General features: G+C 65.1%; 28 protein-coding genes. 18 read left to right on the forward strand and 10 right to left on the reverse strand.

Translation table 11 applies throughout. The features are described 5' to 3' along the window. The first annotated feature begins 2 nt into the window (after window positions 1–2). From SKC41_RS15860 to SKC41_RS15870, 3 genes are read left to right on the forward strand one after another with little or no spacing between them, the layout of a single operon-like run. Entirely contained in the window at window positions 3–1,202 is a 1,200-nt protein-coding gene (locus SKC41_RS15860; protein WP_330978438.1) for a CoA transferase, read from the forward strand. 20 nt (window positions 1,203–1,222) lie between these two features. After that, complete coding sequence (locus SKC41_RS15865) at window positions 1,223–2,416, forward strand: acyl-CoA dehydrogenase family protein (RefSeq protein ID WP_330978439.1); 1,194 nt, start codon at window positions 1,223–1,225, stop codon at window positions 2,414–2,416. 4 nt (window positions 2,417–2,420) lie between these two features. Continuing rightward, a complete protein-coding gene (locus tag SKC41_RS15870) occupies window positions 2,421–3,125 on the forward strand; it encodes a GntR family transcriptional regulator (RefSeq protein WP_330978440.1) in 705 nt (234 codons plus the stop codon). Here SKC41_RS15870 and SKC41_RS15875 read toward each other — a convergent pair. Next, window positions 3,122–4,066 carry a GlxA family transcriptional regulator gene (locus tag SKC41_RS15875; RefSeq protein WP_330978441.1) on the reverse strand — a complete coding sequence of 315 codons (945 nt, stop codon included), beginning with the start codon at window positions 4,064–4,066 and terminating at the stop codon, window positions 3,122–3,124. The genes SKC41_RS15870 and SKC41_RS15875 overlap by 4 nt on opposite strands. A gap of 75 nt (window positions 4,067–4,141) precedes the next feature. Between SKC41_RS15875 and SKC41_RS15880 the strand changes: the two genes are divergently transcribed. The 3 genes from SKC41_RS15880 (at window position 4,142) to SKC41_RS15890 (ending at window position 5,548) form a co-directional block, all read left to right on the forward strand. After that, window positions 4,142–4,798: a DJ-1/PfpI family protein gene (locus SKC41_RS15880; RefSeq protein WP_330978442.1), complete on the forward strand. Its 657-nt coding sequence runs from the start codon at window positions 4,142–4,144 to the stop codon at window positions 4,796–4,798. A gap of 1 nt (window position 4,799) precedes the next feature. Then, entirely contained in the window at window positions 4,800–5,108 is a 309-nt protein-coding gene (locus SKC41_RS15885) for a hypothetical protein (RefSeq protein ID WP_330978443.1), read from the forward strand. Between the two features lie 77 nt (window positions 5,109–5,185). Beyond that, the gene (locus SKC41_RS15890; protein ID WP_330978444.1) at window positions 5,186–5,548 is read left to right on the forward strand and encodes a hypothetical protein; all 363 of its coding nucleotides are present in this window, start codon (window positions 5,186–5,188) and stop codon (window positions 5,546–5,548) included. Here the strand turns inward: SKC41_RS15890 and SKC41_RS15895 are convergent. From SKC41_RS15895 to SKC41_RS15920, 6 genes are read right to left on the reverse strand one after another with little or no spacing between them, the layout of a single operon-like run. Further along, window positions 5,545–7,077 (reverse strand): class I adenylate-forming enzyme family protein, encoded by a 1,533-nt coding sequence (locus SKC41_RS15895; protein WP_330978445.1) that lies wholly within the window; start codon window positions 7,075–7,077, stop codon window positions 5,545–5,547. The genes SKC41_RS15890 and SKC41_RS15895 overlap by 4 nt on opposite strands. Beyond that, window positions 7,070–8,635: a class I adenylate-forming enzyme family protein gene (locus SKC41_RS15900; protein WP_330978446.1), complete on the reverse strand. Its 1,566-nt coding sequence runs from the start codon at window positions 8,633–8,635 to the stop codon at window positions 7,070–7,072. The genes SKC41_RS15895 and SKC41_RS15900 overlap by 8 nt, the downstream gene beginning before the upstream one ends. Then, complete coding sequence (locus SKC41_RS15905) at window positions 8,625–10,106, reverse strand: class I adenylate-forming enzyme family protein (RefSeq protein WP_330978447.1); 1,482 nt, start codon at window positions 10,104–10,106, stop codon at window positions 8,625–8,627. Before SKC41_RS15905 ends, SKC41_RS15900 begins: the two co-directional genes overlap by 11 nt. Further along, complete coding sequence (locus tag SKC41_RS15910; protein WP_330978448.1) at window positions 10,106–10,915, reverse strand: enoyl-CoA hydratase/isomerase family protein; 810 nt, start codon at window positions 10,913–10,915, stop codon at window positions 10,106–10,108. The genes SKC41_RS15905 and SKC41_RS15910 overlap by 1 nt, the downstream gene beginning before the upstream one ends. Beyond that, window positions 10,906–11,718: an enoyl-CoA hydratase/isomerase family protein gene (locus SKC41_RS15915; RefSeq protein WP_330978449.1), complete on the reverse strand. Its 813-nt coding sequence runs from the start codon at window positions 11,716–11,718 to the stop codon at window positions 10,906–10,908. Before SKC41_RS15915 ends, SKC41_RS15910 begins: the two co-directional genes overlap by 10 nt. A 40-nt stretch (window positions 11,719–11,758) precedes the next feature. After that, window positions 11,759–12,580 (reverse strand): enoyl-CoA hydratase/isomerase family protein, encoded by an 822-nt coding sequence (locus SKC41_RS15920; RefSeq protein ID WP_330978450.1) that lies wholly within the window; start codon window positions 12,578–12,580, stop codon window positions 11,759–11,761. A gap of 129 nt (window positions 12,581–12,709) precedes the next feature. Between SKC41_RS15920 and SKC41_RS15925 the strand changes: the two genes are divergently transcribed. Beyond that, a complete protein-coding gene (locus tag SKC41_RS15925) occupies window positions 12,710–13,387 on the forward strand; it encodes a hypothetical protein (RefSeq protein WP_330978451.1) in 678 nt (225 codons plus the stop codon). Further along, on the forward strand, window positions 13,384–14,274 hold the full coding sequence (locus tag SKC41_RS15930) for an enoyl-CoA hydratase/isomerase family protein (protein WP_330978452.1): 891 nt from the start codon (window positions 13,384–13,386) through the stop codon (window positions 14,272–14,274). Before SKC41_RS15925 ends, SKC41_RS15930 begins: the two co-directional genes overlap by 4 nt. A gap of 15 nt (window positions 14,275–14,289) precedes the next feature. Here SKC41_RS15930 and SKC41_RS15935 read toward each other — a convergent pair whose 3' ends face one another. After that, window positions 14,290–15,096 (reverse strand): TetR family transcriptional regulator, encoded by an 807-nt coding sequence (locus SKC41_RS15935; protein WP_330978453.1) that lies wholly within the window; start codon window positions 15,094–15,096, stop codon window positions 14,290–14,292. A gap of 251 nt (window positions 15,097–15,347) precedes the next feature. On the opposite strand from SKC41_RS15935, the gene SKC41_RS15940 reads away from it, so the two are divergent. Together SKC41_RS15940 and SKC41_RS15945 are read left to right on the forward strand one after the other, a co-directional pair. Beyond that, the gene (locus tag SKC41_RS15940) at window positions 15,348–16,145 is read left to right on the forward strand and encodes an SDR family NAD(P)-dependent oxidoreductase (RefSeq protein ID WP_330978454.1); all 798 of its coding nucleotides are present in this window, start codon (window positions 15,348–15,350) and stop codon (window positions 16,143–16,145) included. Window positions 16,146–16,221: 76 nt separating this feature from the next. After that, on the forward strand, window positions 16,222–17,184 hold the full coding sequence (locus SKC41_RS15945) for a dihydrodipicolinate synthase family protein (protein WP_442931691.1): 963 nt from the start codon (window positions 16,222–16,224) through the stop codon (window positions 17,182–17,184). A gap of 90 nt (window positions 17,185–17,274) precedes the next feature. Here SKC41_RS15945 and mbp1 read toward each other — a convergent pair whose 3' ends face one another. Together mbp1 and SKC41_RS15955 are read right to left on the reverse strand one after the other, a co-directional pair. Further along, the gene (mbp1, locus tag SKC41_RS15950) at window positions 17,275–17,493 is read right to left on the reverse strand and encodes a microaggregate-binding protein 1 (protein ID WP_330978456.1); all 219 of its coding nucleotides are present in this window, start codon (window positions 17,491–17,493) and stop codon (window positions 17,275–17,277) included. A gap of 98 nt (window positions 17,494–17,591) precedes the next feature. After that, window positions 17,592–17,876, reverse strand: coding sequence for a hypothetical protein (locus tag SKC41_RS15955; RefSeq protein WP_330978457.1), 285 nt, complete (start codon window positions 17,874–17,876; stop codon window positions 17,592–17,594). 293 nt (window positions 17,877–18,169) lie between these two features. On the opposite strand from SKC41_RS15955, the gene SKC41_RS15960 reads away from it, so the two are divergent. The 8 genes from SKC41_RS15960 to SKC41_RS15995 all read left to right on the forward strand — a co-directional run bounded on the left by SKC41_RS15960 (window position 18,170) and on the right by SKC41_RS15995 (window position 26,111). After that, window positions 18,170–19,027 (forward strand): enoyl-CoA hydratase, encoded by an 858-nt coding sequence (locus tag SKC41_RS15960; RefSeq protein ID WP_330978919.1) that lies wholly within the window; start codon window positions 18,170–18,172, stop codon window positions 19,025–19,027. An 18-nt stretch (window positions 19,028–19,045) separates the two neighbouring features. After that, window positions 19,046–20,248, forward strand: coding sequence for an amidohydrolase family protein (locus SKC41_RS15965; RefSeq protein WP_330978458.1), 1,203 nt, complete (start codon window positions 19,046–19,048; stop codon window positions 20,246–20,248). A 12-nt stretch (window positions 20,249–20,260) separates the two neighbouring features. Beyond that, window positions 20,261–21,916: an acyl-CoA synthetase gene (locus SKC41_RS15970; protein WP_330978459.1), complete on the forward strand. Its 1,656-nt coding sequence runs from the start codon at window positions 20,261–20,263 to the stop codon at window positions 21,914–21,916. Next, entirely contained in the window at window positions 21,913–22,743 is an 831-nt protein-coding gene (locus SKC41_RS15975) for an amidohydrolase family protein (protein WP_330978460.1), read from the forward strand. Before SKC41_RS15970 ends, SKC41_RS15975 begins: the two co-directional genes overlap by 4 nt. 20 nt (window positions 22,744–22,763) lie before the next feature. Then, the gene (locus SKC41_RS15980) at window positions 22,764–23,822 is read left to right on the forward strand and encodes an acyl-CoA dehydrogenase family protein (RefSeq protein ID WP_330978461.1); all 1,059 of its coding nucleotides are present in this window, start codon (window positions 22,764–22,766) and stop codon (window positions 23,820–23,822) included. A gap of 14 nt (window positions 23,823–23,836) precedes the next feature. Further along, a complete protein-coding gene (locus SKC41_RS15985; RefSeq protein ID WP_330978462.1) occupies window positions 23,837–25,030 on the forward strand; it encodes an acyl-CoA dehydrogenase family protein in 1,194 nt (397 codons plus the stop codon). A gap of 180 nt (window positions 25,031–25,210) precedes the next feature. Then, entirely contained in the window at window positions 25,211–25,480 is a 270-nt protein-coding gene (locus SKC41_RS15990) for a metal-sensitive transcriptional regulator (protein ID WP_330978463.1), read from the forward strand. A 199-nt stretch (window positions 25,481–25,679) separates the two neighbouring features. Beyond that, window positions 25,680–26,111, forward strand: a complete 432-nt coding sequence (locus SKC41_RS15995) for an MmpS family transport accessory protein (protein WP_330978464.1) — start codon at window positions 25,680–25,682, stop codon at window positions 26,109–26,111. Window positions 26,112–26,137 lie beyond the last annotated feature (26 nt).

The following is a 26,137-nucleotide window of genomic DNA, read 5'->3' on the forward strand; positions in this document are numbered from 1 at the left end:
CGATGAACGCCCCCGGGTTGCCGCTGGCCGGCCTCACCGTGGTCGAGGTGTCCAGTTTCGTCGCCGCGCCATTGTGTGGCATGACGCTGAGTCAGCTTGGCGCAGAGGTGATTCGCGTCGATCCGATCGGCGGCGCTTCCGACGTCCAGCGCTGGCCACTGTCGTCGGACGGCACCTCGATCTATTGGACCGGCCTGAACAAGGGAAAGCGTTCGGCCACCATCGATATGCGTTCGCCCGAGGGGCAGGAGCTGGTTGCTCGGCTGATCACCGAGGGGGACGGGATCGTGGTGACCAATGCCGCCGGCCTGTCCTGGCTGAGCCATGATGTGCTGGCAGCCAAGCGATCCGACGTGATCCACGTTCAGCTGCTCGGGCGTGGTGACGGCTCCACCGGGGTGGATTACACCGTGAACGCGGGCATCGGCTACCCGCTCGTCACGGGCCCGGCCGATCAGGCCGGTCCGATCAATCACGTGTTGCCGGCCTGGGATGTGTGCTGCGGACTGTACGCCGCGCTGACGGTCGTCACGGCCGTCCGCCGTCGCGAGCAGTCCGGGGCCGGGGCGCGGATCACCCTGGCGCTGGAGGATGTCGCCCTGGCCACCGCCGCGAATCTCGGCTTGTTGACCGAACCGCAAGTCAACGGGACGCAGCGCGAGCGGCTGGGCAATGCCATCTACGGTCAGTACGGGCAGGACTTCACCAGCTGTGACGGGGCCCGGTTCATGGTTGTCCTGTTGACCGGGAGGCACTTTCGCGACCTGCTCACGGTCACGGGCACCGGCGCCGCGGTGTCCGCACTCGCCGAGGCGCTGGGGGTGGATTTCGGGTCCGAGGGCGATCGTTACCGATACCGGGACGTGTTGTCCGGCCTGTTCGCCACCTGGTTCGCCGACCATACCGCCGACGAAATCACCGCCGCGCTGTCGGACACCACGGTGTTGTTCGAGCGCTACCGCACCTTCGCCGAGGTTGCGGCCGGACCGAAAGTCACTGCCAATCCCTTGTTTTCGCATCTGCGGCAACCGGGTCTGGGCGACTACCTGGCACCGGGCCTGCCGGCCGCTTTCGACGGTGCGCATCCGGGCCCCGCGGCCGCGCCCGCCCTGGGGCAAGACACCGCCGACGTCCTGCGGGGCCTGGGCCTGAGCACCGCCGACATCGAGCGCCTCACCAACGCGAACACCATCGCCTGCTGAGCCGGAAGGAACTACAGCACATGACCAAGCTCGCCCAAACCCTCGGGCTGACCGAATTCCAAACCGAGATCATCGCCGCGGTGCGCCAATTCGTTGAGAAAGAAGTCATCCCCAACGCGGCCGAACTCGAACGCACCGACACCTACCCGCAGCACATCGTCGACCAGATGCGCGAGATGGGCCTGTTCGGACTGATGATTCCCCAGGAGTACTGCGGGCTGGGGGAGTCGCTGCTGACCTATGCGCTGTGCGTCGAGGAGCTGGCGCGCGGCTGGATGAGCGTGTCCGGGGTGCTCAACACCCACTTCATCGTGGCGTACATGCTGCGCCAGCACGGCACCGACGAGCAGAAGCAGCGGTTCCTGCCCCGGATGGCGGCCGGCGACACCCGCGGTGCGTTTTCGATGTCGGAGCCGGAGCTGGGTTCTGATGTTGCGGCGATCCGCACCCGGGCCCGTCGCGACGCCGATGGCACGTACACCATCAACGGCCAGAAGATGTGGCTGACCAACGGTGCCACCTCCACACTGGTGGCGGTTCTGGTGCGCACCGACGAAGGCTCGGACAAACCACACCGCAACCTGACCGCTTTCCTGGTCGAGAAGCCGGTCGGCTTCGGTGAAGTCGTTGCAGGCCTGCACATTCCGGGCAAGATCGACAAGCTTGGCTACAAGGGCATCGAAACCACCGAGATGATCTTCGACGGTTACCGGGCCAGCGCCGACGATGTGCTCGGGGGCGCCGCCGGGCAGGGCTTCTTCCAGATGATGGACGGCATCGAGGTCGGCCGGGTCAACGTGTCGGCACGCGCGTGTGGCGTCGGACTGCGTGCCTTCGAGCTCGCGGTGCGCTACGCCCAACAGCGCCAGACGTTCGGAAAGCCGATCGCCGAGCACCAGGCCATCGCGTTTCAGCTTGCCGAGATGGCGACCAAAGTCGAAGCGGCACATCTGATGATGGTCAACGCGGCGCGGCTGAAGGATTCGGGCGAGCGCAACGACGTCGCTGCCGGCATGGCCAAGTACCTGTGCAGTGAGTACTGCACCGAGGTCACCCAACAAAGCTTCCGGATCCACGGTGGCTACGGCTATTCCAAGGAATATGAGATCGAGCGGTTGATGCGCGACGCGCCGTTCCTGCTGATCGGCGAGGGAACCAGCGAGATCCAGAAGAACATCATCAGCAAGCGATTGCTCGCGGAATACCAGGTCTAGCCAGATGAGCGTTCCGGATTTCGCTGCGCGGCCTCAACTTTCCGAGGACGTCGCGCGGATTATCCGTGGGCGGATATTCGACGGCGTCTATACCGCGGGGTCGTATATTCGTCTGGACCAACTGGCGGCCGAGTTGGGAATCAGTGTCACGCCGGTCCGTGAGGCGCTGTTCGCGCTGCGCGCCGAGGGGCTGATCGCCCAGCAGCCCCGCCGCGGCTTCGTGGTGTTGCCGGTCACCGGCCGAGACGTCACCGACGTGGCGAACGTGCAGGCACACGTCGGTGGGGAGCTGGCCGCGCGGGCCGCGGTCAACATCACTGCCGAGCAGCTGCATGAACTCAAGGAACTGCAGGCCCAGCTGGAACAGGCCTATGCCGGCGATGACCACGAGCGAACGGTCCGGCTGAACCACGAGTTTCACCGCGCCATCAACGTCGCGGCGGACTCGCCGAAGCTCGCTCAGTTGATGTCGCAAATCACCAGGTACGCCCCCGAATCGGTGTTTCCCTCGATCGAGGGCTGGCCGAGCCAGTCGATCAAGGACCATCGGCAGATCTTGACCGCTCTTGAGATTCACGATGACAAACTCGCCCGTGCGGCGATGTCGGAACATCTTGCCGCCGGCGCTGTTCCGTTGATCGACCACCTCGTCGCGCGCGGTGTGGTGAGTGGCCCGCAGGCTCAGCAAGATCGAAGCGGCACGGCTTAGCTGCTTTGATCACGAAACGTATGTCGATAACTCTGCGGCGATACTCCGGACAGCCGGCGGAATTGCTCTCGGAAATTCGTCGCTGACGCGAAACCGACTCGACGCGAAATGGTTTCGACGCTGTCACCAGTTCTCTCCAGCAGCCGCTGCGCATGGCGGATCCGAACATTGTTGACCCACTGCATGGGCGTCTGACCGGTCTCGATCTTGAACCGGCGATTGATCGTCCGTTCGCTGCTGGCTGCCTGGCGGGCAATGTCGCGCAGCGTCAGCGGTCGGTGCGCATTGTTCTCGATCCAAACCAATAGGCCGTCGAGTTCGGTGTTGGATATGCGGCGATTGCGGATGATGAATTGTGCCTGGCCGCCGCCGCGGTGCAGCGGGGTGACGGCCAGGCGGGCGGCGTCAGCGGCTACGGCCGAGCCGTAATCGCGGGCGACCATGTGCAGGCAGAGATCCAGTCCGGCCGATGCCCCGGCCGAGCTGAGCACTTGGCCTTCGTCGACGTAGAGCGCATCGGCATCAAGTCTGACATTCGGGTAGGTCGCCGAAAACAATTCCGCCGCAAGCCAGTGCGTGGTCGCCCGTTTGCCGTCGAGGATGCCCGCGGCGGCGACGGTAAAAGCGCCGCTACAGATCGATGCGATTCGAATTCCTTTGTGGTAAGCGGACTTCAATGCGGTGATCACGTCGCCGCGGACTGCAGCCGCGGCGTCGTTGCGTCCCGGCACGACGATGGTGTCGGCGTTGGCGAGCTCGTCTAGGCCGAAGTCCGTCGCGATCCGGATTGGCCCCGCCGCGACCAGGGGTTCGCAGCCACATACTCGCACCCGGTAGCCCGGCGCCCCATTGTCGAGCCGGACCCGGCCGAATACCTCGACCGCAATCGCGAGGTCGAACGCGATGGCGTCGGGCTCGGCCAGAACAGCGACGGAATGCATGGCTTGGCAATATACCGGCGCAATATGGCAATCCAGCCACTGGTCTCAGTTCCAGCTACCGGCGAACATAGCCGGGTGCATGCGCAAATTGTGTTGTACGACGGGTTCGACCCGTTGGACGTCATCGCGCCGTTCGAAGTTCTTGCCGCCGGCTCAGACATGGTCGCGGGCGAGCTGTGGGTGACATTGGTGGCGGCGGAAGGCCCTCGCCGCGTGACGAGCGGGACCCGCGGTTTGGCGCTGGCCGCTACCGCCGTGCTCGATCCGTCCGAACCCGGGTGCGTGATCGTTCCCGGTGCCAGTGGGCCCATCGCCGGTGATCCCGATGACGGCGTCGAGACCATCCCGGTGTTGTTGGCTCGGGCGGCGCAGACCGAACTGACTCCGCTGCTGCACAAGGCATTTGCCAATCCCGACGTGACCATGGCGGCGGTGTGTGGTGGTTCGGTGGTAATGGCGATGTCGGGCCTGATCGAAGGACGCCACGCCGTGACGCATCGTCTGGGCCTGGATCTGCTCGAGGCCGCGGGTGTGTGCCCGGTCGCCGCCCGCGTCGTCGACGACGGGGATCTGGTGACCGCCGGCGGCGTGACATCGGGGCTTGACCTGGCCCTGCATCTGCTCGATCGCTTCTACGGTCCTCGAATCGCCCACGCCGTGGAGGAACTCTTCGAATACGAGCGGCGGGGCACCGTATGGCGGCCCGTGGGACGAAAACCGGTGGAGGTTTAGGTTGAGCATCGAAGGCGACTGGGACGTGACGATCAAGACCCCGATCGGGACCTTGGCGGTGCTGTACGCATTCACGCAGCTGCGCGACGGGCTCGCCGGTACGGCGACCTACAAAGACGAAACCGTTGCGTTGCAAGGTGTTACGAGCGAGCCGGCGGCTGGTGGCACTCGACTCACCTGGCGCCAGTCGGTGAGAAGGCCCATGCGGCTGAATCTGGCTTTCGACGTGCTGGTCCACGGTGATGTCCTGAGCGGACACTCTCAGGCCGGCCGGTTGCCACGCTCGGCGGTATCCGGGGTTCGCCGGTAGCGGTCGTCATCTCTTGTTGCTGGGGCGGGGCGGGGCATACGCTGCCATCAGGGTGGGCAACGGATGGAGAGAAGAAGATGACTCCAACGCTTCGGATATCGGCCCTCTTCGTTGCAACCGCGACAGCGATCGCATGCGCGGCGCCCGCGCACGCGGATTTGCTCGACCCGATCCCCGGCAATGGCGTCTTTGTCGTCGGGCCCGACATCGCGCCGGGTCTCTACCACACGGGCGGGTCGGGCTCGGCGTTCGGCGTGTGGATCAACAATGTGCCGACCCAGGACTCGATGTGCTCGTGGTTCACCTACAGCACGCCCGATGCGAACAAGGACCATGTACTGCAGACGAACACCTCGATCGGCCCGATGTTCGCGAATATCAATACTTCCGTGAAGGCCTTCGAGTCGCTGAACTGTCAACCCTGGACGCGGGTGCCCTAACGCCGGTCGCCTTCGGCCAGCATCTCGCGCAGCCGGCGGATGTCGACCTTGCCGGTGCCGCCACGCGGAACGTCGTCGTCGGAGTCCAGCAGCAGCCATACCGTCGGAACCTTAAAGGAACTCAGCAGCGTGCGTGCCTGGCCGCGCAGCTGTTCGGTGTCCAGCCCCGGGTCGTTGCACACCACCGCCGCGCCCACCCGCTGGCCCGCGGTGCCCGGCACATTGGTGACGAAGGCGTGGTCGATGCCGTCGATCGTGCGCAACGCTCGCTCGACCTCACTCGGGTAAACCGTCGCGCCGCTGACTTTGAACATGTCGTCGGATCTCCCGTGGTAGAACAGGAATCCGTCCTCGTCGAGATGGCCGAGGTCGCCGGTGGGATAGAAGCCGTCCACGGTGAACAGCTCTTCGCGGCTGCGACCGCAAATGCCCCTCAATGTGTGTCGCCCGCGGAGCTGGATCATGCCGGCGGTTCCCGCCGCGACGGGCTCGCCGCTGTCGACGTCGACGATACGGACTTCCATGCCTGCGAACGGTTTTCCGCAGCTGCCCCACGCCGTCGCGGGCATGTCGGTGTCGGCGGGGTAGCCACAGTACGGACCGAATGCCTCGGTCATCCCGAACAGCGTGGCCCGTGCTCCCGGCTGAGCCCGCTGCTCGGGTGGCAGCAGGGCTTCGAGGCTGCCCGGGCGCAGTGCCGAGAGGTCAACGCCGGTCGCACTCGCGTGCCGGGCCAGTGCCTCGGCCTGATCAGGCCAGCCGCGAAACAGGGTGACGCGCTCGCGCTCCAGCAGGCGCAGCGTGGTTTCGGGCCGGGGGATCTCTTCGGTCACCAGGGTGGCGCCGGCCAGCAGTGCGGACAGTATTCCGCTGCCGAAACCGCCCACCCAGAAGAATGGCATCGGCAAGTACAGGCGGGTTTGCGAAGTGATGCACCGTGCCGCAAGACCCGACTGCACGGCGCCCAACGCGTTGCCATGGGAGTGCACGACTCCCTTGGGTGTGCCGCTGCTGCCGGAGGTGAACATGATGACCAGCGGGTCGGCGGCGGTGACCGTTGCGGTCATGGCGTCGATGATTTGCCGTGCGCGATCACTCGCGGTTGCGTCGTCAAGCTGCCCGGTCGACCAAACCCGGCGTAGTGCGGGCAATTCGGCTCTCGGCACCGCCTTCAGGTCGTCGAGATACCGATGACCCCGGAATTCGTCGACGCTCACCAGGAACTGCACCGCCGCGACGCGCAGCTGCGCAACGAGTTCGCGGGCCTGCAGCAAGGTGCTCAACGGAACCAGCACCGCGCCAATGCGGGTCAACGCGATGGAGATCTGCACCCAACGGGCGCTGTTGGGCATGAGCAATCCGACCCGGTTGCCCTTGCCCACGCCGGCTTCGACGAACGCCGCAGCCAAATCGCTTGTGGTCGAATCGAGTTCGCGGTAGCCAATCCGAGACGCGGGATCGATCACCATCGGCGTGTCCCCGTCGTGATCGGCCCGAAGCCGGACCAGCGCGTCGATGGTACTAGGCATCGAAGAGCTTCCTGAGTCGCGGCATGTCGACCTTGCCGCTGGGCATCATCGGTAGGTCGGCGCGCGGCAGGCTGAGGAACCGTTTGGGGATCTTGTACGCGGACAGTTCGGATTTGAGTTGTTCGCTCAACGCTGCGTCGTCGAACGCCGCGGCGTCGTCCGGGCGGACCACCACCGCGGCGACGAGTTGCCCGCGCCGCGCGTCGGGTAGGCCGAAGACGTAGGCCGGCGCCCCGCCGGTGACCTTGGTGATGGCCCTCTCCACCTCGGCCGCCGAGACATTGGCGCCGGCCGTTTTGATCATCGCGCCCAGGCGCCCGACGAAATAGACGAAGCCGTCGGCGTCCGTGCGCACCAAATCGCCGGTGTGCAGCCAGCCGTCGGCGTCGAAGCACTCCTCTCGCGCACGCTTGTAATAGCCCTGCATCACATACGGCCCGCGGATGCAGAGCTCGCCGACCTCACCCACGGCGACGTTTTCCATCGTGTCGGGGTTGATCAGCATCGTCTCGAATCCGGGCGCGGGCTTGCCGAATGACCCGCGCCGCACTTCGGGCTGATCGGATTCGTCGCCGGAGATCAGCACCACACTGCCGGCCTCGGTCATTCCCAGCATGTTGTGCCGCAGTTCCGGGTCGGCCGGCCTGGTGTCGGGGGCCATGATCGGGTAGAGGTTGCCGCGCCGCATCGACGACAGATCACGCCCGGGGTAGCTCGGGTGATCAACCAGATGAGCGATGCCGGCCGCGAATCCATTGGTCATCGTCGGCTTTTCGGTTTCCAGCAAGTCAAGCGTCGCCCCCGCGTCGACGGCGTTGGAGCACACCAAGGTCGAACCGGCCACCAAGGTGGCAAGCAGTCCGAACGCGAATCCGCCGATCCAGAAGAACGGCGAATTACAGAACAGTTTATCCGCCGCGGTCAATCCGCGAATCATGTTGAGGTTCTTCTGATGTCCGAGCAGCCCGGCATGGGTGTGCACCACGCCCTTGGGAGCACTGGTCGATCCCGACGTGTAGACGATCGCCAGCGGATCGCGGCCGTAGACGTCGGCCTCCATCGCCCGCAGCAGCTCGGGGTCGACGGTGCCGGCCCGTCGGCACACCGGCTCCTGGGCAGTCGCGACGTGGCGCAGTTGTGGGGCGGCGGGTGAAAACAACCGGGAATCGAGATCGGCGTCCGAGAGGACCTCGGCCAATCGTTGCACATAGTCGTGGGAGCGAAAAGACGGCGCGGTCAACAGTATTTCGACATCGCTGTCGACCAGCTGCTCGCGCATCTCGCGAGCTGTGACGAAGGTCGAGAACGGCACCACCACGGCGCCGATCCGGGCGGCGGCCAGCATCGCGACCACGAAGTCGGTGCCGTTGGGGTAGAGCAGTCCGACATGTGTCCCCTTGCCCGCGCCGAGGGCGATCAGTCCGCGAGCAAGCTCCGCCGACGCGACGTCGGCTTCGGCGTAGCTGATCCGCTCTGCGTCGCACACCAGAAGCGGGTGTTTGTCGCGCGCGCGGGCTTGCTGCCGCAGGACGTCGGCGACCGTCGAATCACCGGGCATGGTCGCGCTGCGCCACGGATTCGTGGAAAAACCGCCGGATCTCGCTCAGGTCGGCTTTACCCGACGGGGTGCGCGGAATCGCGCCGACGATTGCGATCTCGGTGGGAATCTCGTAGCGGGCCAACCGCGTTCGCAGATAGTCCACCAACGCCTCGGTGTCGGTGGCGGGGGAGTCGCGCAGTTCCACCATCGCGACCGGCGTCTCGCCGAGGCGGGTGTCGGGCCGCCCGATCACGGCCGCGCCCGCCACCGCCGGGTGGCCCTCCAGCGCCACGCGGACGTCGTCGGGCATCACCTTGAAGCCGCCGCGGATGATCGCCTGATCGGCCCGCCCGACGATCCAGAGGAAGCCGTCGGCGTCGATGCGCGCCAAATCCGTGGTCCGCATCCACTGCACCGAACGCCCCAGCTGTCCCGGCTTGACCTCCAGCAGTCCGACCTGGTCGGCTCCCAGCGGTGTGCCGGCTTCGTCGACCACCCGCAGCTGGGTGCCCGGGTTGGCCCGCCCGACGCTACCGCGTTTGGTGGCCCAATGGTTCCGGTAGTCGGCCAGGGTCCAGCCGGCCACACCGCCACCGAATTCTGTTGCGGCGTAGGAAGTTAAAACGGGTATGCCGTATTTTTCGGTGAAGGCGTCGGCGTCGTCGGCTGACAGCGGGGCGGTGCCACAGGTGACCGCGCGAATGCTGTCCAGATCGGTGCGCGACAGCTCGGAATGCAACACCGTCCGCAACGCGGCCGGCACCAGCGACACCGCGCGTGGCCGGTGCGTGCGCACCGCCTGCGCCCATGCGTTGAGCTCGAAGCGTTCCAGCAGCACAAAGGATCTCGCTTCGGTGACGCATTGCAGTACCCGGAACACTCCACCGATGTGTACCAGCGGTGAATTCATGATCGCGACGCCGCGGCGCAGTTCCTGCGGCGCCGGCGCGCGATCGGGGTCTGGACCCATCACGCTGCGCGCCAGCATGTCGTAGCTGAGGTCGATTCGCTTGGGCGGACCCGTGGTTCCGCTGGTCAGCATCCGCACCGCGATTTGTGTTGCGGCAGTGCGCCCGTCGTGGGGCCCTACCGATTCGCCGGGCTCTGCGAGGCGGCCGGAGACCGGCATGGTCGGCGTGCCGGGGGCGACCAGTGTGGCCAGGTCGTCGGGCTCGCCGACCACGAGGGGCAGTTGGAGTGCGGCGATATCGGCTCGGGTGCGCTCGTCGCCGCGTGACGGATTGATGGTGACCACGGTGCCACCACCGAGCAGCACACCGAGGAACGCCGCCACCTGGCCCGGCCGGTTGCGCAGCAGCATCCCGATCGCAGGGTTGTCACTGTGTTCGGCCGTCACCGACGCCATCCGCCGCGCCGCCTCGCCGATCTGGCCCCACGACAGCCATCGACCGTCGTACTCGATCGCGGGTGCGCTCGGCTGCAGATCCAGCACGGCGGCGATGCGTTGACTCAACCGATGATCGCCCATCAGCGAATCTTTGGATCGCTGCGGGCGGTCTTGCCGCCGGCTTTCTGCTGCGCCGCCAATTCGGCGGTGCCCAGCGGGTTGCCGAGCCGGGTGTAGATCAATCCCTGCTCCAAGGCGGCGCGGTAAGGCCTGTCCAGCGATTCCCAGATCGCCTTGACGGTGCCCTGCGTCGCCGACGGCGGCTTGGCCGCGATGGCCGCGGCGATCTCGTGGGCTCGGCTCCAGAGCTGGTCGGTCGCGACGACCTCGGACACCAGGCCGATCCGCAACGCGGTGTCGGCGCCGACCCGTTCGTCGTTGCCCATCAATGCGATTCGCAGCGTCTCGCCCAGGCCGATGCGGCGCATCAGCCCGATCGGCTCCAATGCGCAGACCAGGCCGGCCGAGACGTGCGAGTCGAAAAACGTGGCCTCGGTGGAGCAGATGACCACATCGGATTCGTTGATGAAGTAGAACGCACCTGCCGTGCACATGCCCTGGACGGCGCACACCACCGGCTTCCACAACTTCTGCCACTTGGGGCTGAGCAGTTCGCCGGGATCCTCATGATTCCATACGTTTTCGGGTTGCCCGTACGGCGTCTTGATGTCCAGCCCCGCGCTGAAGGCCCGGCTGCCGGCGGCCCGCAGCACCACCGCGTGCACCGATTCGTCGAGTTTGACGGTGCGCCAGGCTTGCGCCATCTCCTCACACATTGTGCGGTTGAACGCATTCAGCTGATCGGGGCGATTCAGCGTGATGGTCGCGACGTGGTCGCTCGCGTCGACGTCGAGGAGAATGGTTTCGAAACGTGAGGTACTCAACGGCACTGCCAATTTGGTTTGCGTTTTTCCATAAAGGCTTTGGGGCCTTCGGCGGCGTCTTCGGTCCGCAACACCCGCTCGCGGAAGGTTTCGGCCATGATCTCGGCCTCGTGCAGCGGCACGTTCAGGCCCTTCAGGATCGCCAGCCGGGTTCCCCGAACCGCCAGTGGCGCATTGGAGTTGACGATATCGGCGATCTCACGGGCCCGGTCCAGCAGCTGGTCGTGCTCGACGACCTCACTGATCAATCCCAGCTCGTAGGCGCGCCCGGCGCTCATCCGCTCGTGCTTGCCCATCAAGGCCATTCGCAGGGCGATCGTGCGGGGCAGCACCCGGGAGATCCGCACCAATTCACGGCCGGCCACCAGCCCGATGCTGACGTGCGGATCGAAAAACGTCGCCTGTTCGGATGCGATGACAATGTCTGTCGTGGTGACCCAATCCATGCCCGCGCCACAACAGATTCCGTTCACCGCGGTGATCACCGGCTTGGCCATCGTGCGGAACGGTGGAGTGCCCTCCTGCGGGGCCTCCCATTGGTCGTAGGTGGACAGATACGGCCGCTCGTAAATCACCTTGCCGTCTTCGGGAATCTCCGTGACGTCCGCGCCGCTGCAGAACGCGCGACCGGTGCCCGTCACGATGGTCAGCCAGACGTTGTCGTCGTTTTCGGCCTCGTGGTAGGCGGCCCGCAGCTCGGAGACCATGTGCGGGCTCAGCGCGTTGAGCGCCTCCGGCCGGTTGAGTGTGATCGTGGCGGTGTGCCCGTCGACCTCGTATTTGATGGTGTCGAACGAGTCAGCAGGCATGGTGTTCCCTTCGTACCGGTGTGACCGAAAGCCTAGTTGGTCAGCGTCCATCGAATTTCGGCGTGCGTCGTTGCCGAAAGGCTTCCAAGCCTTCTTTGAAATCGCTTGTCCGACAGGACAGTTCCAGGTTGAACAGCTCCTGTGTCATGGACTGGCTCAGCGACGCGTGCTGGCCGTAGTTCAGGGCTTGCTTGGCCAGCCCGAGCGCCACCGTTGGCCCGTTGGCGAGACGCACCAGCAGCTGCTCGACGCTGTCGTCGAGTTCGGCCGGGTCGGCGGCCTGGTGGATCAAGCCCCAGGCGGCCGCGTCGGCTCCGCTCACCTGCTCGCCGAGCAGCAGCATGCGCCGGGCTCGCGCCACCCCGACGAGGCGGGGCAGCAGCCAGGTCGCACCGGAATCCGGGCTGAAGCCCCGTTCGATGAACGGCTCCCAGAACACGGCGTCGTTGGCCGCCATGGCGAAGTCGGCGGCGAGAGCAAGATTGCAGCCCATGCCGACCGCCCAGCCCCGGACGGTGCAGACCACCGGGAGCTGGATGGTTTGCACAAGTTCGATCAGCCGGTGTGCGGCGTGCGGAATCCGGCGCACCAGGTCCCCGGCACGCGGCCGCTGTCCACCGGCGTTGTTCGTGGCGACCCAGTCGGCGCCCGAGCAGAAGTCTTCCCCGGCGCCGCGCAGGTGGATCGCGCGCAACGAGTCGTCGGCGGCGGCCTCGGTCAGCGCGCGGACCAACGCCTCGATCATTAAGTGGGTCAACGAATTACGCCGTTGTGGGCGGTCAATGGTGAGCCGCAGAATCGCACCGTCCCGGCGCGGGATCACCGACCCCTCGGCGTCGGCCGCATCGGCGTCGTGACTCACCGTCGGATCCGGCCTTTCTCAGCGATACGGTTACCCATACAGTAGGCAATACGATTGATACGCTGTATAAGTTATCAAGGAAACGCTGCCGACGGAACAACCGGGTCAAACCCGGTGGAAGAGGGTCGCATGCCCGAGGGGACACCGGTACGCGCCGACGACGCAAAATTCGGCGAGTTGCCCCTTGCCCAAACGAAGGCGGCCGCCGGCGCGATGCGGCGGCTGAGTTCGCTACTGCTCTCGCTGGAACATCCGCACCCGACGGTCGACGCGATGCTGGCGAAGTTCGGCGAATGGGAAGGCGAGCTCGCAGCCGCCGCGCCGCCGGACTATGCGCCCCGGATCGGTGAGGTGGACGACGATCGGCGGCGGGTTTATCTCAACCACGCCACCGACATCGGCGCCTACAACCCGTCCTTCCCCGAGTACTCCTTCGACTACCTCGACGCCGACCAGGCCGAGGGACGGGTCGTCTTCCCGGTCGTCTACGAAGGGCCGCCGGGACTGGTGCACGGCGGCTTCCTGTCGGTGTTCTTCGACTGCGTGATCCAGCACCACAGTTGCGTCATGGGGCTGTCGGGCAAGACCCGTTCGCTGCACGTGAGCTTCCGGCGGCCCACGCCGCTGCTGACCGAACTGCGGTTCGACATTGTGCGGTCGCAGCTCGAGCGGGGTATCGAGTCGACCGCACGGCTGCTACTCGGCGACGAGGTGCTGTGCAGCGGCCAGGTCAACACCCTGGCGTCGCAACCGGACAAGCTGGCCGGCTATCGATTCGGCCGGCGGCGAAAGGAACCCGCGACATGACTGCCCCGCACGACGATCGCGTGCTTTTCGAGGTCGACCCCGGCAAGAGAATCGCGACGATCACGCTGAACAATCCCAAGCAGCGCAACTCCTATGACGCCACCATGCGCGAGGCCGTCGGCCGCTGCCTGGATCAGGTGGCCGACGACGACGATCTGACCGTGGTGTTGCTGCGCGGAGCCGAGGGAGTCTTTTCCACCGGGGCCGATATGAACAACGCATACGGCTGGTATGGCGACAAGTCCAAGGCGCCCGACGAGGCTGCGGCCAGGCGCCGGCCCAGCCAGCGCAGGCGACTTACGGTGGACCGCAAGTCATTTAGCTTCTACCACAACTTCATGGGCTTCCCGAAAGTGACGGTGGGGGAGATCTCCGGCTACGCCCTGGGCGGTGGCTTCGAGATGGCGCTGATGACCGATATCTCGGTGATCGCGCGCGACACGAAGATCGGCATGCCGGCGACACGATTCCTGGGACCCGCGCTGGGCAGCCTGCACATGTTCTTCCACCGGTTGGGACCGGTGCTGGCCCGGCGCCTGCTATTGACCGGTGACGTGATCGAAGCGGGTGAGCTCGAGCATCTCGGAATCTTCACCGACACATGCGATTCCGGCGCGGTGACCGCACGCGCCCGGTACTGGGCCGAAAAGGCGGCGAAGATGCCCGCCGACGGAGTCGTGATCGCCAAGGAAGCCTTCCGCCTCGTCGAGCAGTCCCAGGCGTACATCGGTGAGGAAGTCGCGAGCTACCTCTTCCACGCCTACGGCACCAACCTGCAATTCGGGCCGGACGAATTCAACTTCGTCAAAACCCGCGCCCAGCACGGCACCAAGGAAGCGTTCCGGCTGCGCGACGAGCATTTTCATGTGCCGGAACCCGAAGCCTAGTAACGGAACTCGCGACTAGCGCTCTGCGGTTGCTTTCGCCCGGGCACCCGCAGAGGCGGACTTTGTCGCCTTGCGCGGTCGCGATGCCGTCGACTTGGCGGCTGTTGACCCCTCGTCGATCAACCGGCTGGCGTGGTCGAGGATGCAGTTGAGGCCGTACTCGAAATTGGTTTCATCCGGCGCCCCGATCCGGTGACCTATCCGGCTCACCTGGGCCAGCAGCGGAGTCTTTTCGGGGTCGATGGCAACGGCGTCCTCGATGGCGCGCGGGCCGACGTCGGAGGACTGGTTCTTTTCGTAGAGCCGCTGCAGGACCACCGAGCCGCGGACGTGTACCGAAACCGCCGAATAGGTATCGAAGGCGTCTTCGGGCGTGAGGCCGGCCTCGACCAGATTGGAGATCGCCTTCTCCATCTCGAGGGCGCCCATTCGGGCCGCCTTGGGGCTCAGCGCCGCGCGAATCAAAATCAGGTCGCACAGAATTGGGTTGCCCATGAACGCCTTACGCATCGAGCGGGCGTGGTTGCGCAGGGTTTCGCGCCAATCGCTGGCTTCGACGTAGGGCGTGGCGAACACGTATTTGCTCAATGCGCGGTCGGTCATCGCGTTGAGCAAGTCGTCCTTCTTACGGAAATACCAGTAGATGCTGGTGACTCCGACGCCGAGGTGTTTGCCGAGCAGCGGCATGCTCAAGTTGTCGATCGAGACTTGCTCGGCGAGTTCGAATGCGCCGCTGATGATGTCGTCGGGGTTGATGGACCCGCGTTCGCGTCGTTGACGCTTATCAGCGGTTGCTTGCTTTGCCACTACGGGCACCTCCATCAAACGTATCCTGTGCGTACGGTCTGGAAACCGTGCCACCGATTGAATCAAATCTACCGGCAGATGTGCTCCCACCTGCGTATATGTAGGCGTGTCGCCATTCGGGTATGACCGTCAACCGGGCTCTCTTACGCTTTTCCATCTGCTACTGTAATACCTATCGTAGGCTTTTTGGTATACAAGGCTGGACGGGCAAAGATGACCGGACGCAAGCCATTGGCTGCCGCAGCGCGCGAGCCGCGGAAATCGCCATGGATCTAGGCCTGGCGAATGCGACAGCAGTAGTTATCGGTGGTAGCCGTGGCATGGGTTTGGCCGCAGCCCGGTGCCTGGCCGAGGACGGCGCCCGGGTGGCGCTGGTCGGTCGAACCCAAGCCAGCATCGACAGCGCAGTGGCGGATCTCACTGAACGTGGCAGTCCGGATGCCGTTGGGTTCGCGGTCGACATCGGTGACGCCGCCGAGGTCGACGAGTTATTCGCCGAGATCTCCGCCCGATGGAACGACGAACTCAACGTACTGATCAATACGGTCGGGCCGGGAGCGCCCGGCGGCTTCGAAGATCTGACCGACGACCAGTGGCGTGCGGCCGTCGAAGACGGCGTGATGGGGATGGTGCGTTGTGTGCGTTCGGCGCTGCCCCTGCTGCGTAAGGCGCAGTGGGCGAGGATCGTCAACTTCTCGGCGCATTCGACACAGCGGCAGAGTGTGATGTTGCCCGCGTATACCGCGGCCAAGTCGATGCTGACGAGCGTCTCGAAGAACCTGTCCTTGTTGCTCGCCAAAGACGAGATCCTGGTCAACGTGGTGTCACCGGGCAGTATCGCCTCCGAGTCGCTTCTCGGCTGGGCCGACTCGGTCGGCGTCGACGGTAGCGACCCCTATCGTCTGATGGAGGCCATCGACAAGCACTTTGGGCATCCGGCGCACATGCCGCGTGCCGGCTTGCCGGAGGAGATCGGGCCCGTCGTCGCATTTCTCGCATCGCGGCGCAACTCCTACATGACCGGCGCCAACATCAACGTCGACGGCGGTTCAGACTTCACCTGAACTCAAATCGACTGGCTGACAAAAGGAGTGGATTGTGCCATCAGCTGGTGAGGCGCGCGCCTGGGCGCGCGGAGCGTTGCGGGGAATCGGAGATTCCCTCTACACGCCGTTTTGCGGTACCGACGGGGACGACATCGACTGGGACGCCTACCGGGCACTGGTGCGGTACTGCGTCGGTGATCTCGGGCATCCGATGTTGTGGTGCACCAGCGGACTTTCCGAGTTTTGGTCGCTGACCAACGGCGAGCGCAAGCGCCTGCTGGAAGTGGCGATCGAGGAGGCGCGTCGCATCAATCCCGATGTGGTGGTGCAGTCCTGCACAGCGGCCATGTCGGCGAAGGACTGTCTGGATTTGACGCTGCACGCCCAGGAGGCGGGTGCGGACATCGTCTACATTCAAACACCGATGATGGAGGCGCACGGCGGCGAGGGCGTGCTGCGCTTCTTCAAATACGTTGCGGCACGGACGGATATCGCGTTAGGCATGTTCAACTCCCCGTCCTCGGGTTATGTGTTGAGCCCGGCCGAGAGCGCCCGCATTTACGACGAGGTGCCCGCGGTGTGCGCCACGAAGGAGGGCGCGTTCCGGCCCGCGGCGAGCAGGATGCTGCATGAACTGGCACCCGGTCTGGCGGTGTGGGAATGCGACAAGACGGTGTATCGGGCCGGATGGCTGCGTGACGGAATCGTCTGCCCGGCTCAATTGGGTACCGCCGGCTACCTCTTCGAGACCCCGCAGCGGCGACTGTTTTCCGAGTACTGGGATCTGGTGATGTCCGACAAGCTGCTCGAGGCAATGGATTACGGGCGCGAGTCCGGTCTGGACCAATTCGACCTCGACATTGGTCCGTGGTGGACCTGCTATCCGGGACGATCGGACTACTTCACCCACTGGGGAGGGGCGTTCAAGTATGCCGCATCGCTATTGGGCCTGCCGGTAGGTTCCTATCCGCATTCCCGACCTCCGCAGGCCGAGTTGCCCGTCGAGGCCAAAGCCCAGATGGAGACGGCGTATCGTAAGCTCGGGCTTATCAACTAGCAACTGTGTGCCCAAAGTCCTTGTGCCGCAAGCCTATGCGAAGGCCCGGCCACCGAGGGGGTGACCGGGCCTTGCGAACGCGGACGTTGGCTAGTTCTGTTCGGCGCGTTGACGCGCCTCGTGAACTTTCGCTTCGGCGCGCGCCTTGTCGGCTTCAGCCTCTTTCTTCGAGGCGTTGCGCAGCGCTTCTGCTTTGTCTTGCTGCGCCTGGCCTTCGGTGATCCAGTCGTTGCGACCCGCGACCGTACCGACTACCTCCTTGGCCTTGCCGACAACATCTTCGACGACGCCCCTGATGACATCAACCATTGGCGATTCCCTCCTCCTGCCTAGTGGGTGCCACTAGTTCCTCTTCCCAGCCACCCGACGGGCGAAAACACGATCGGGACGTGGCGCTTGCCACAGTGTCAGTGCGCCAGCCCATTACCGGCGGCGTGTGCCGAAGCCGCGGTTACCGGTGCGTTCGCTTCGGCTTCGACTTCGGTGTCCATGGCGTGCGGCGCCCGCTGGTCCGACTGCGCCGGTCCGTTGCTATTTCGGCGCCGTCGTGCCCACAAGACGAGCGCGATCAGCACACCGAGCGGCCCCAACCCGAGCAGGAATTGAGTGCCCGCCCATGCCGCCTCGACCTTCAATAGCGCAGACCGTGCCTGTTTCAAGCGATGCAAGACCGCCTTAACCGTCGATTTCACGACTGGTCCCCTCAGCTGCCAGATGTTCAAGTCCCTCCCTGCCGGTAACCCGGCGAGTCGCGATCCCAAACAATGCGACGCGCTTTGTTGCCGAAGATTTCGGCTTGCCGTCGCCTCCGCGGGCCCGCTCTCCAGACCTTTCGGACCGCGGTTGCGCGTCGCGAAATTCGCTGTTTGGCGTGGGTTCGCAGGGCCGTGGGGACGGTTGTGGAATGCGGTACCGATAGGTATACAGTATGGGTACAAAGCCCACTGAAATCCGTCGTCAAAAGCACGAGGAGGTGCCGCGGAAGATGTCCGGCAGCAACGGCGCCTCCCAGGACTCTGCGGCCGACGACGCGGTGCTGTACGAGACCACCGACAGCGGCGTCGCAATTCTCACGTTCAATCGGCCGGACCGCCTCAACGCATGGGGTCCTGACATTGCGGCCGGGTTCTATGCGGCCGTCGACCGCGCCGAATCCGACCCCGCGATCCGGGCGATCGTGCTGACCGGTCGGGGCAGAGGGTTCTGCGCCGGTGCCTATCTGGGCGCGCCGAGCGATGCGACCAAGGTCGGCGAATCGATGGAGAAGGCCGGTGAGACGAATTTGGCCGAATTGGTCGGTGAACGACCGCCGCACTTCGTGACCACCCTGCGTAAGCCCGTCATCGCGGCCATCAACGGTGCCTGTGTCGGCATCGGCCTGACCCAGGCGCTGATGTGTGACGTGCGGTTCGCCGCTGCCGGGGCCAAATTCGGGGCCGTGTTCGCTCGCCGGGGACTGATCGCCGAATTCGGCATCTCCTGGATTCTGCCGCGGCTGACCAGTATGGGAATAGCGCTCGATCTGTTGCTGAGCGCACGTACCTTTCTCGCCGAGGAGGCCGCCGAGCTGGGTCTGGTCAAGGAGGTCGTGGCGGCCGACGACCTGATGAAGCGTGCTCTGCAGTACGCGGAGGACATGGCCAAGAATTGTTCGCCGGCATCGATGGCCGTTATCAAACGGCAGGTCTACGGCGACGACATTCGCGAGGTCGCGGACGCGAATGCCCGTTCCGAAGTCCTGGTGCACGAGGCGATGTCGCGGCCGGACGTCATCGAAGGGATCACGAGTTTCCTCGAGAAGCGGCCCCCGCAGTTTCCTTCGCTTAGCCCAACAGACGCGTAGTCCCCGGGAAGGAAGATCATGAATAGCTTGAGCTACAAGGCGATTGACGTCGACAACCACTACTACGAACCACTGGACGCGTTCACTCGCCACCTGGACAAGGCGTTCAAGAGCCGCGGCGTGCAGATGGTCACCCACGGCAAGCGCACCTTGGCAATCATCGGGGGCCAGGTCAATTACTTCGTTCCCAACCCCACGTTCGACCCGATCATCGTGCCCGGTTGCCTCGACCTGTTGTTCCGCGGTGAGATTCCCGAGGGCGTTGATCCGGCGTCGCTGATGAAGGTCGAGCGGCTCGGCGAACACCCCGAGTACCAGAACCGCGACGCCCGCATCACGGTGATGGACACCCAGGACATCGAGACCGTCTTCATGTTGCCGACATTCGGGTGCGGAGTCGAAGAAGCGCTCAAGCACGACATCGACGCGACGATGGCGTCAGTCCACGCGTTCAACCTGTGGCTCGACGAGGACTGGGGCTTCGACCGTCCGGATCGCCGCATCATTTCCGCGCCGATCATCTCGCTGGCCGACCCGGTCAAAGCGCTCGAGGAGGTCGACTTCGTGTTGGCGCGCGGCGCCAGGCTGGTGCTGGTTCGTCCGGCGCCGGTGCCCGGCTTGGTCAAGCCGCGGTCGCTGGGGCATCCCAGCCACGACCCGGTCTGGGCCCGGCTGGCCGAGGCGGGAGTGCCGGTGGGATTCCACCTCAGCGACAGCGGCTATCTGCACATCGCGGCCGCCTGGGGCGGGAAGGCGACGTTCGAAGGGTTCGGCGCCAAGGATCCGTTGGACAATGTGCTCCTCGACGACCGTGCCATCCACGACACGATGGCCTCGATGATCGTGCACGGTGTGTTCACCCGCCACCCGAAACTCAAGGCGGTCAGTATCGAAAATGGTTCGTATTTCGTGCATCGGCTCGTCAAGCGCCTGAAGAAGGCGGCCAACACCCAGCCACGCGACTTCCCCGAGGATCCGGTGGAGCAGTTGCGCAACAACGTGTGGATCGCCCCGTACTACGAGGACGACCTGCCGGAGCTGGCCGAGGTCATCGGCGTCGACAAGATCCTGTTCGGCTCCGATTGGCCGCACGGCGAAGGCCTCGAGTCGCCGCTGTCGTTCGCCGAGGAACTCACGGCCTTCAGCGAATCGGATATCCGAAAGATCATGCGCGACAATGCGTTAGATCTTCTCGGCGTCAAAGCCACCGTGGCGGCCTAGGCGGCCCGGGCAGTGAGTGAATGGACCGTCGGGGCGGTTCTCGATGCCATAGCCGCCGTCATCCCCAACCGGGTGATGACGGTGTGCGGATCGCGCCGCAGCACCTTTGCGGAGTCGGCAGAACGAACCAGTCGATTGGCAAACTTCCTGAGCTCTAACGGTTTCGGGGCGCACCGTGAGCGGGACACGCTGAACCGCTGGGAATGCGGTCAAGACCGGGTCGCGCTGCTGATGTACAACGACCTGTACCCGGACGCGGTGATCGCGTGCCTGAAAGCCCGCGTGGTCCCGGTCAACGTGAACTACAGCTATTCGCCCCGGGAGATCGCCGATCTACTCTCCTACGTTCGGCCGCGCGGCATCATCTATCACCGATCCCTCGGCGCGCGGTGCGCCGAGGTGCTGCCGTCGCCCGGTGCCGAGCTGCTGATCTCCATCGACGACGGCAGCGACGCCGCCGAACTGCCCGGCGCGGTATCGCTGGATGATGCGCTGGCGCAAGGTGGTTCGGGCGATCCGACGCCGGGATCACCCGACGACTTGATCATGATCTGCACCGGCGGAACGACCGGCCGTCCCAAGGGCGTCCTGTGGCGGCAGAGCGACATGTACGTGGCGTCGATGGTCGGGGCCGACCACGCCAGCGTCGACGAGATCCACGCAAAGGTACGCGGCGGCGGTCAGCCGTGGTTCGCGGTTTCTCCCCTGATGCATGCCGCCGGTATGTGGACCGCCTTCGCGGCGATCATGGGCGGGTTCACCGCCGTGCTCTACGACGGCCGGGGCAAACTCGACGCGCGAGCGGTTTGGCAGACCGCCGAGCGCGAAGGGGTCGGCATGATGACCATGGTGGGCGACGCGTATGCCGGCCCGCTGGTCGCCGAGTTGCAACGAGGTTCCTACGACCTGTCGACACTGAATGGAATCGGCACCGGCGGGGCCGCAACGAATCCCAAGTTCAAGCGTGCGCTGATGGAAAAGCTGCCGCAGGTCACCATCATCGATGGTTACGGGTCGTCGGAATCCGGCAACATGGGTTTCGGGCACAGTCAGCGCGGCACGCAGAGCGAGACCTTTCACCTCCGCGAGGGCGGAGCGGTGGTGTCGGAGGATCGCAGCAGGTTCTTGGCACCCGGCGATCCCGAGATCGGCTGGGTGGCACGAAGCGGCCGGATTCCGTTGGGCTACTTCGACGACGCCGAAGCCACCGAGCGCACCTTCCCGGTGATCGAAGGCACGCGGGTGGTGATCCCCGGCGACCGGGCCAGTATCGAATCCGACGGCACCCTGCGCCTGTACGGGCGCGATTCGCTGGTGGTGAACACCGGCGGTGAAAAGGTTTTCGTCGAAGAGGTCGAAGAGGTGCTGCGTACCCATCCCCGCGTCGCCGACGCGCTGGTGGTGGGGCGCCCCAGCGATCGCTGGGGCCAGGAAGTCGTCGCGCTGGTCGCGCTGGCGCCGGGCGCCGCCACCGTCGAAGATGCCGAGCTGGCCGCGTTGTGCAAGTCGCAGCTGGCGCACTTCAAAGCGCCCAAGGCCATTCTGTTCGTCGAGCAGGTTCAGCGCCTCGGCAATGGCAAGCCAAACTACCGGTGGGCTAAACAAGCTGCCGCACAACAGCTTCCGGCCACAGCATTGGCCGGCGCCGAGGCAGAAGGGTCACCGTGAACGACAAAGCGATCGACTGCCTGGTCAATGTACATTTCGGAGAGGTCGACTCTCAGCCCACCTGGATGCTCAAGGTCCGCGACGACTACTTCAAGGGCCCGCAGTCGATGTTCGCGCCGGTCGACTTGGCCGAGCTACTCGACGAGATGGACGCGCACGGCGTACAGAAGGCCGTCCTGATGGATAACCTCGCCAGCCCGTCGACCACCGCGCGCAAATTCGTCGAAGCCAAGCCGGACCGCTTTGCGCTGGCCATGGGCGGCGTCAACCTGTTGCGCCCGGTGGGGCCGTTACGCGAATTGACCGATATCGTGCGCGACCTGCCGGTCGCGTATGCCGTAGTGGGACCGAGCTTTTGGGCCGACGGCCAGTACCCGCCCAGCGACGCCGTCTACTACCCGCTGTACGCCAAGTGCGCGGAACTCAACCTGCCGCTATGCGTCAACACCGGTATTCCGGGGCCGCCGATTCCCGGCGAGGTGCAGAACCCCATTCACCTCGACCGGGTGTGCGTGCGGTTTCCCGAGCTCAAGCTGTGCATGATCCACGGCGCCGATCCATGGTGGGATGTCGCGATCAGGCTGATGCTCAAGTACGAAAACCTGCGCCTGATGACCTCGGCATGGTCGCCCAAGCGGCTGCCGGAAAGCCTGTTGCACTACATGCGCACCCGCGGCCCGAACAAGGTGATCTACGCATCCGACTGGCCGGTCCTGCGGATGCACCGGGTGATCCCCGAAGCCCGCTCGCTGGACCTGCCCGCCGAGGTACTGGACAACTACCTGTACAACAACGCACAGGAGTTTTTCTTCGGCGACCGAGCCTGAGATACGACAGGAGCACAGAGATGGACCGCTTCGAGCTACGCAGACTGGACTACAGCCTGTCCGATCACCATGTCGATCTGCAGAATGCCTACAAGCAGTTCTTCAAGACCCACTGCTCCATCGAAACGGTCCGCACCGCAGAGCCTTCCGGATTCGACAAGAACCTGTGGGAGCGCTTGTGCGCGATGGGCGCGACGACGATGGCACTGCCCGAATCGTGCGGCGGCGACGGGGCGACGCTCGTCGACCTCACGCTGGTGGCCGAGGAGATCGGGCGCTGCATGGCGCCGGTTCCATGGGTCGATCACGTGTGCGCGGCGCGGCTACTGGGCCGGCTCGACGCGCTGGACGAAGATACCGCCGGCATCACCGACGGTGAGCAGCTCGCGGGCATCGACGCGCGGATCGACAGCGCACCGGGCCTTCGTCTGATCCCGACCGGATCGATCGCCGACCACATCATCGTCCGCGATGGCGAGCAGGTCGTGCGCCTGACGTTCGGGACCCGGCCCGCCAAGGTCGACAACCTCGGCCGGCTGCCGATGGCCTGGGTGGACCCGGCGAACGCCGACACCCGCACGGTTGTGGCGCAGGGACCCGAAGCGCTGGCGAACTACGAACTCGCATTGGACGAATGGCGACTGTTGACCGCGGCTGCCCTGGTGGGCCTGGTCGAGGAGACGATGACTATCGCGGCCGAATTCGCCAAGACCCGTTACACGTTGGGTGTCCCGATCTCGACGCTGCAGGCCATTTCGCATCCGCTGGCCAACATGGCCATCACCGTTGCGGGCGGGCGCAACCTGGCCCGGCGGGCCGCCTGGTTCCTGGACAACGAACCGGGCGAACGGGCGGAGCTGGCGCCGTCGGCATTCGTGTTCATGGCGGAGGAGGCCGCCAAGGCGGCGACCATGGCCGTCCATATCCAAGGTGGACTTGGTGTTTCGTCCGAAGCCGCGGCGACGGCCTACCTGGTGCGTGCCCGGGGATGGCCGTTGGCGGCCGGAGACCCGGGTGCCACCGCGAAGCGGGTTGCCGAGATCGTGACCGACCGCGAGAGCGCCGCGGCAGCGGTCTAGGGCAGGAGCAAAACATGGACTTCTCCCGGGTGGAGCTATCCGACGAAGACAAAGCGTTTCGCGAGGAATTGCGCAGCTTCCTGAAAACCCATGTGACCGAAGAAGTTCTGCGGCGCGACCGCGAAACCGGTGACAACTTCGACGAGGGCGTGCACCTGGCACTCGGCGCCGCGGGGTATCTGGCGCGCGAATGGAAGCCGGAATCCGAGGGCGGGTTCAGCCGCGTGCGCCGGCGCATCTACGAGCTGGAGAAGCGCCGCGCTCAAGTTCCTTGGGTGACTTGGGGGACCACCGCCATGGTCGCCCGCTCGGTCGCGAGGTTCGGTTCGGCCGAGCTGCAGGACGAGGTCATGCCGCGTGTCTTCAGCGGCGAGGTCAGGCTCTGCCTCGGTTACACCGAGCCCGAGGGCGGCTCCGACATCGCGACCTGCAAAACCCGCGCCGTGCGCGACGGCGACAACTGGGTGGTCAACGGTTCGAAGATGTTCACCACCGGCGCCCACAACTGCCAGTACGTCTTCCTGATCACCAACACGGCCCCAAATGCGCCAAAACACAAGAGCCTGACCATGTTCCTGGTGCCATTGGACTCCCCGGGCATCGAGATCCAGGGCATCCGCACGGTAGACGGGGACCGGACCAACATCGTCTACTACAGCGATGTCCGCGTCGACGACAAGTACCGGCTGGGCGAGGTGAACGCGGGCTGGACGGTGCTGCGCGAGCCGCTCAACACCGAGCACGGCGCGGTCGCGGCCTCACCCGACGGCTTGCAGGACACTTCGATCATGATGCACCAGGCCGGTTCGATGGCCCTGGCGGTCGACAACGCCGTGAAGGCCGTGACGCGGCCGGATCCCAATGGGCTTAAGCTCGTTGACGACCATTCGGTCGCGTACCGGCTGGGCCGCAGCGTCGCCCGCTTGGAGGCGGCATTGTCATCCCCTAACATCTACGGGCGCGTGGCGATTGCGCAGACGATGCGCGACATCTCCCCGGATCTGATGGACATCCACGGCGCGGCGTCGACCCTGCCGTTCGGCACCGACGGGGCCGCCGATGACGGCAGCGCCGAATACGTCTACCGGTTCGCGCCTCTGGTCGGGATCTACGGTGGCACCCTCGAGGTGTTCCGCAACATGATCGGCCAGTACACGCTCGGGCTGGGCAAGCCCAACTATTCACCGCCGGTCAAGAAGGTTTCCTAACCCCGCGCCACACACCAACCCGCGTCGAGTGTGAACTGGCGGCGTTGAGTGGCGGCGGATCGCCGCTGCGGCGTCACACTCGGCGAGCGAGGCAGAGTGCGCGCCGCCCGGTCTGGCGCTGCGAAATACCCCCCGGGGGATGATGGCTTATATTGGCATATAACAAGCGAGGGGACCGTGATGGTTGGAGACGAAGACAGCATCGCTGCCGTGTTGAATCGGTTGCGCCGTGCACAGGGACAGCTGGCCGGTGTTATTTCAATGATCGAGCAGGGCCGTGATTGTAAGGACGTGGTGACGCAACTCGCCGCGGTCTCTCGCGCGCTTGACCGCGCCGGATTCAAAATCGTCGCCACCGGTATGCGCGAATGCTCAACCGGAAAAGGGGCGAAGGGCAAGAAGCCGCTGACGGAAGACGAGTTGGAGAAGCTCTTCCTCGCGCTGGCCTGACCCAGTCGATCGAACCTCTTAGCGTGGCGACTTGATGGTTGCGTGTTAATGGGCTGTCTGTAGCCCGCTGAACTGCGCAAAGTCCATCCGCTGATCCACGACGGCGTCTTGCTCACTTCTGTCCTATACTATACCCGGTAGGGTATCGAGCGCCGCCCAAACTGCGCCCGCCGATAAGCAAGGAGGTCGACGTACACCGATGGTGACCTTTTTGAAGCGAGCGTGGGTGCCGATCGTGGTCGTGGTGGCGGTTGCCCTCGGTGGTGTGGCCGTCGCCCGGTTGCGGGGCGTATTCGGCTCCGACGCAATCTTCACAGCAACCGGAAGTAGCGCCGACCCGCTGGTGCCGACGCACATCAAGCGGGTGACTTACGAGGTGTATGGGCCCAGCGACACGGCGGGAAGCGTGAGCTACTTGAACAAGAACGCCCAGTCGGAACAAGCGACCTTCACCAGACTGCCCTGGACCTACACGATCGACACGACGGTGCCGGCCCTGATCGCCAACGTGGTGGCGCAAGGTGACGGCGACAACATCGGCTGCCGCATCACCGTCAACGACGAGGTCAAGGCGGAAAGCTCGACGGCGGGGCGGCACGCCCAAACTTCTTGCCTGGTGAAAGCCGCATGAGCACCGACAGCGTCGACACCGAGCCT

The sequence above is a fragment of the Mycobacterium sp. 050128 genome (genome assembly GCF_036409155.1).
Lineage (GTDB): Bacteria > Actinomycetota > Actinomycetes > Mycobacteriales > Mycobacteriaceae > Mycobacterium.

Bases quoted from the DNA above. Each gene is read 5' to 3' on its own strand.
- SKC41_RS15860 (WP_330978438.1), top strand. From the start codon at position 3: ATGAACGCCCCCGGGTTGCCGCTGGCCGGCCTCACCGTGGTCGAGGTG.
- SKC41_RS15865 (WP_330978439.1), top strand. From the start codon at position 1,223: ATGACCAAGCTCGCCCAAACCCTCGGGCTGACCGAATTCCAAACCGAG.
- SKC41_RS15870 (WP_330978440.1), top strand. From the start codon at position 2,421: ATGAGCGTTCCGGATTTCGCTGCGCGGCCTCAACTTTCCGAGGACGTC.
- SKC41_RS15875 (WP_330978441.1), bottom strand. From the start codon at position 4,066: ATGCATTCCGTCGCTGTTCTGGCCGAGCCCGACGCCATCGCGTTCGAC.
- SKC41_RS15890 (WP_330978444.1), top strand. From the start codon at position 5,186: ATGACTCCAACGCTTCGGATATCGGCCCTCTTCGTTGCAACCGCGACA.
- SKC41_RS15895 (WP_330978445.1), bottom strand. From the start codon at position 7,077: ATGCCTAGTACCATCGACGCGCTGGTCCGGCTTCGGGCCGATCACGAC.
- SKC41_RS15900 (WP_330978446.1), bottom strand. From the start codon at position 8,635: ATGCCCGGTGATTCGACGGTCGCCGACGTCCTGCGGCAGCAAGCCCGC.
- SKC41_RS15905 (WP_330978447.1), bottom strand. From the start codon at position 10,106: ATGGGCGATCATCGGTTGAGTCAACGCATCGCCGCCGTGCTGGATCTG.
- SKC41_RS15915 (WP_330978449.1), bottom strand. From the start codon at position 11,718: ATGCCTGCTGACTCGTTCGACACCATCAAATACGAGGTCGACGGGCAC.
- SKC41_RS15925 (WP_330978451.1), top strand. From the start codon at position 12,710: ATGCCCGAGGGGACACCGGTACGCGCCGACGACGCAAAATTCGGCGAG.
- SKC41_RS15930 (WP_330978452.1), top strand. From the start codon at position 13,384: ATGACTGCCCCGCACGACGATCGCGTGCTTTTCGAGGTCGACCCCGGC.
- SKC41_RS15935 (WP_330978453.1), bottom strand. From the start codon at position 15,096: ATGGAGGTGCCCGTAGTGGCAAAGCAAGCAACCGCTGATAAGCGTCAA.
- SKC41_RS15940 (WP_330978454.1), top strand. From the start codon at position 15,348: ATGGATCTAGGCCTGGCGAATGCGACAGCAGTAGTTATCGGTGGTAGC.
- mbp1 (WP_330978456.1), bottom strand. From the start codon at position 17,493: ATGGTTGATGTCATCAGGGGCGTCGTCGAAGATGTTGTCGGCAAGGCC.
- SKC41_RS15960 (WP_330978919.1), top strand. From the start codon at position 18,170: ATGTCCGGCAGCAACGGCGCCTCCCAGGACTCTGCGGCCGACGACGCG.
- SKC41_RS15965 (WP_330978458.1), top strand. From the start codon at position 19,046: ATGAATAGCTTGAGCTACAAGGCGATTGACGTCGACAACCACTACTAC.
- SKC41_RS15980 (WP_330978461.1), top strand. From the start codon at position 22,764: ATGGACCGCTTCGAGCTACGCAGACTGGACTACAGCCTGTCCGATCAC.
- SKC41_RS15985 (WP_330978462.1), top strand. From the start codon at position 23,837: ATGGACTTCTCCCGGGTGGAGCTATCCGACGAAGACAAAGCGTTTCGC.
- SKC41_RS15990 (WP_330978463.1), top strand. From the start codon at position 25,211: ATGGTTGGAGACGAAGACAGCATCGCTGCCGTGTTGAATCGGTTGCGC.
- SKC41_RS15995 (WP_330978464.1), top strand. From the start codon at position 25,680: ATGGTGACCTTTTTGAAGCGAGCGTGGGTGCCGATCGTGGTCGTGGTG.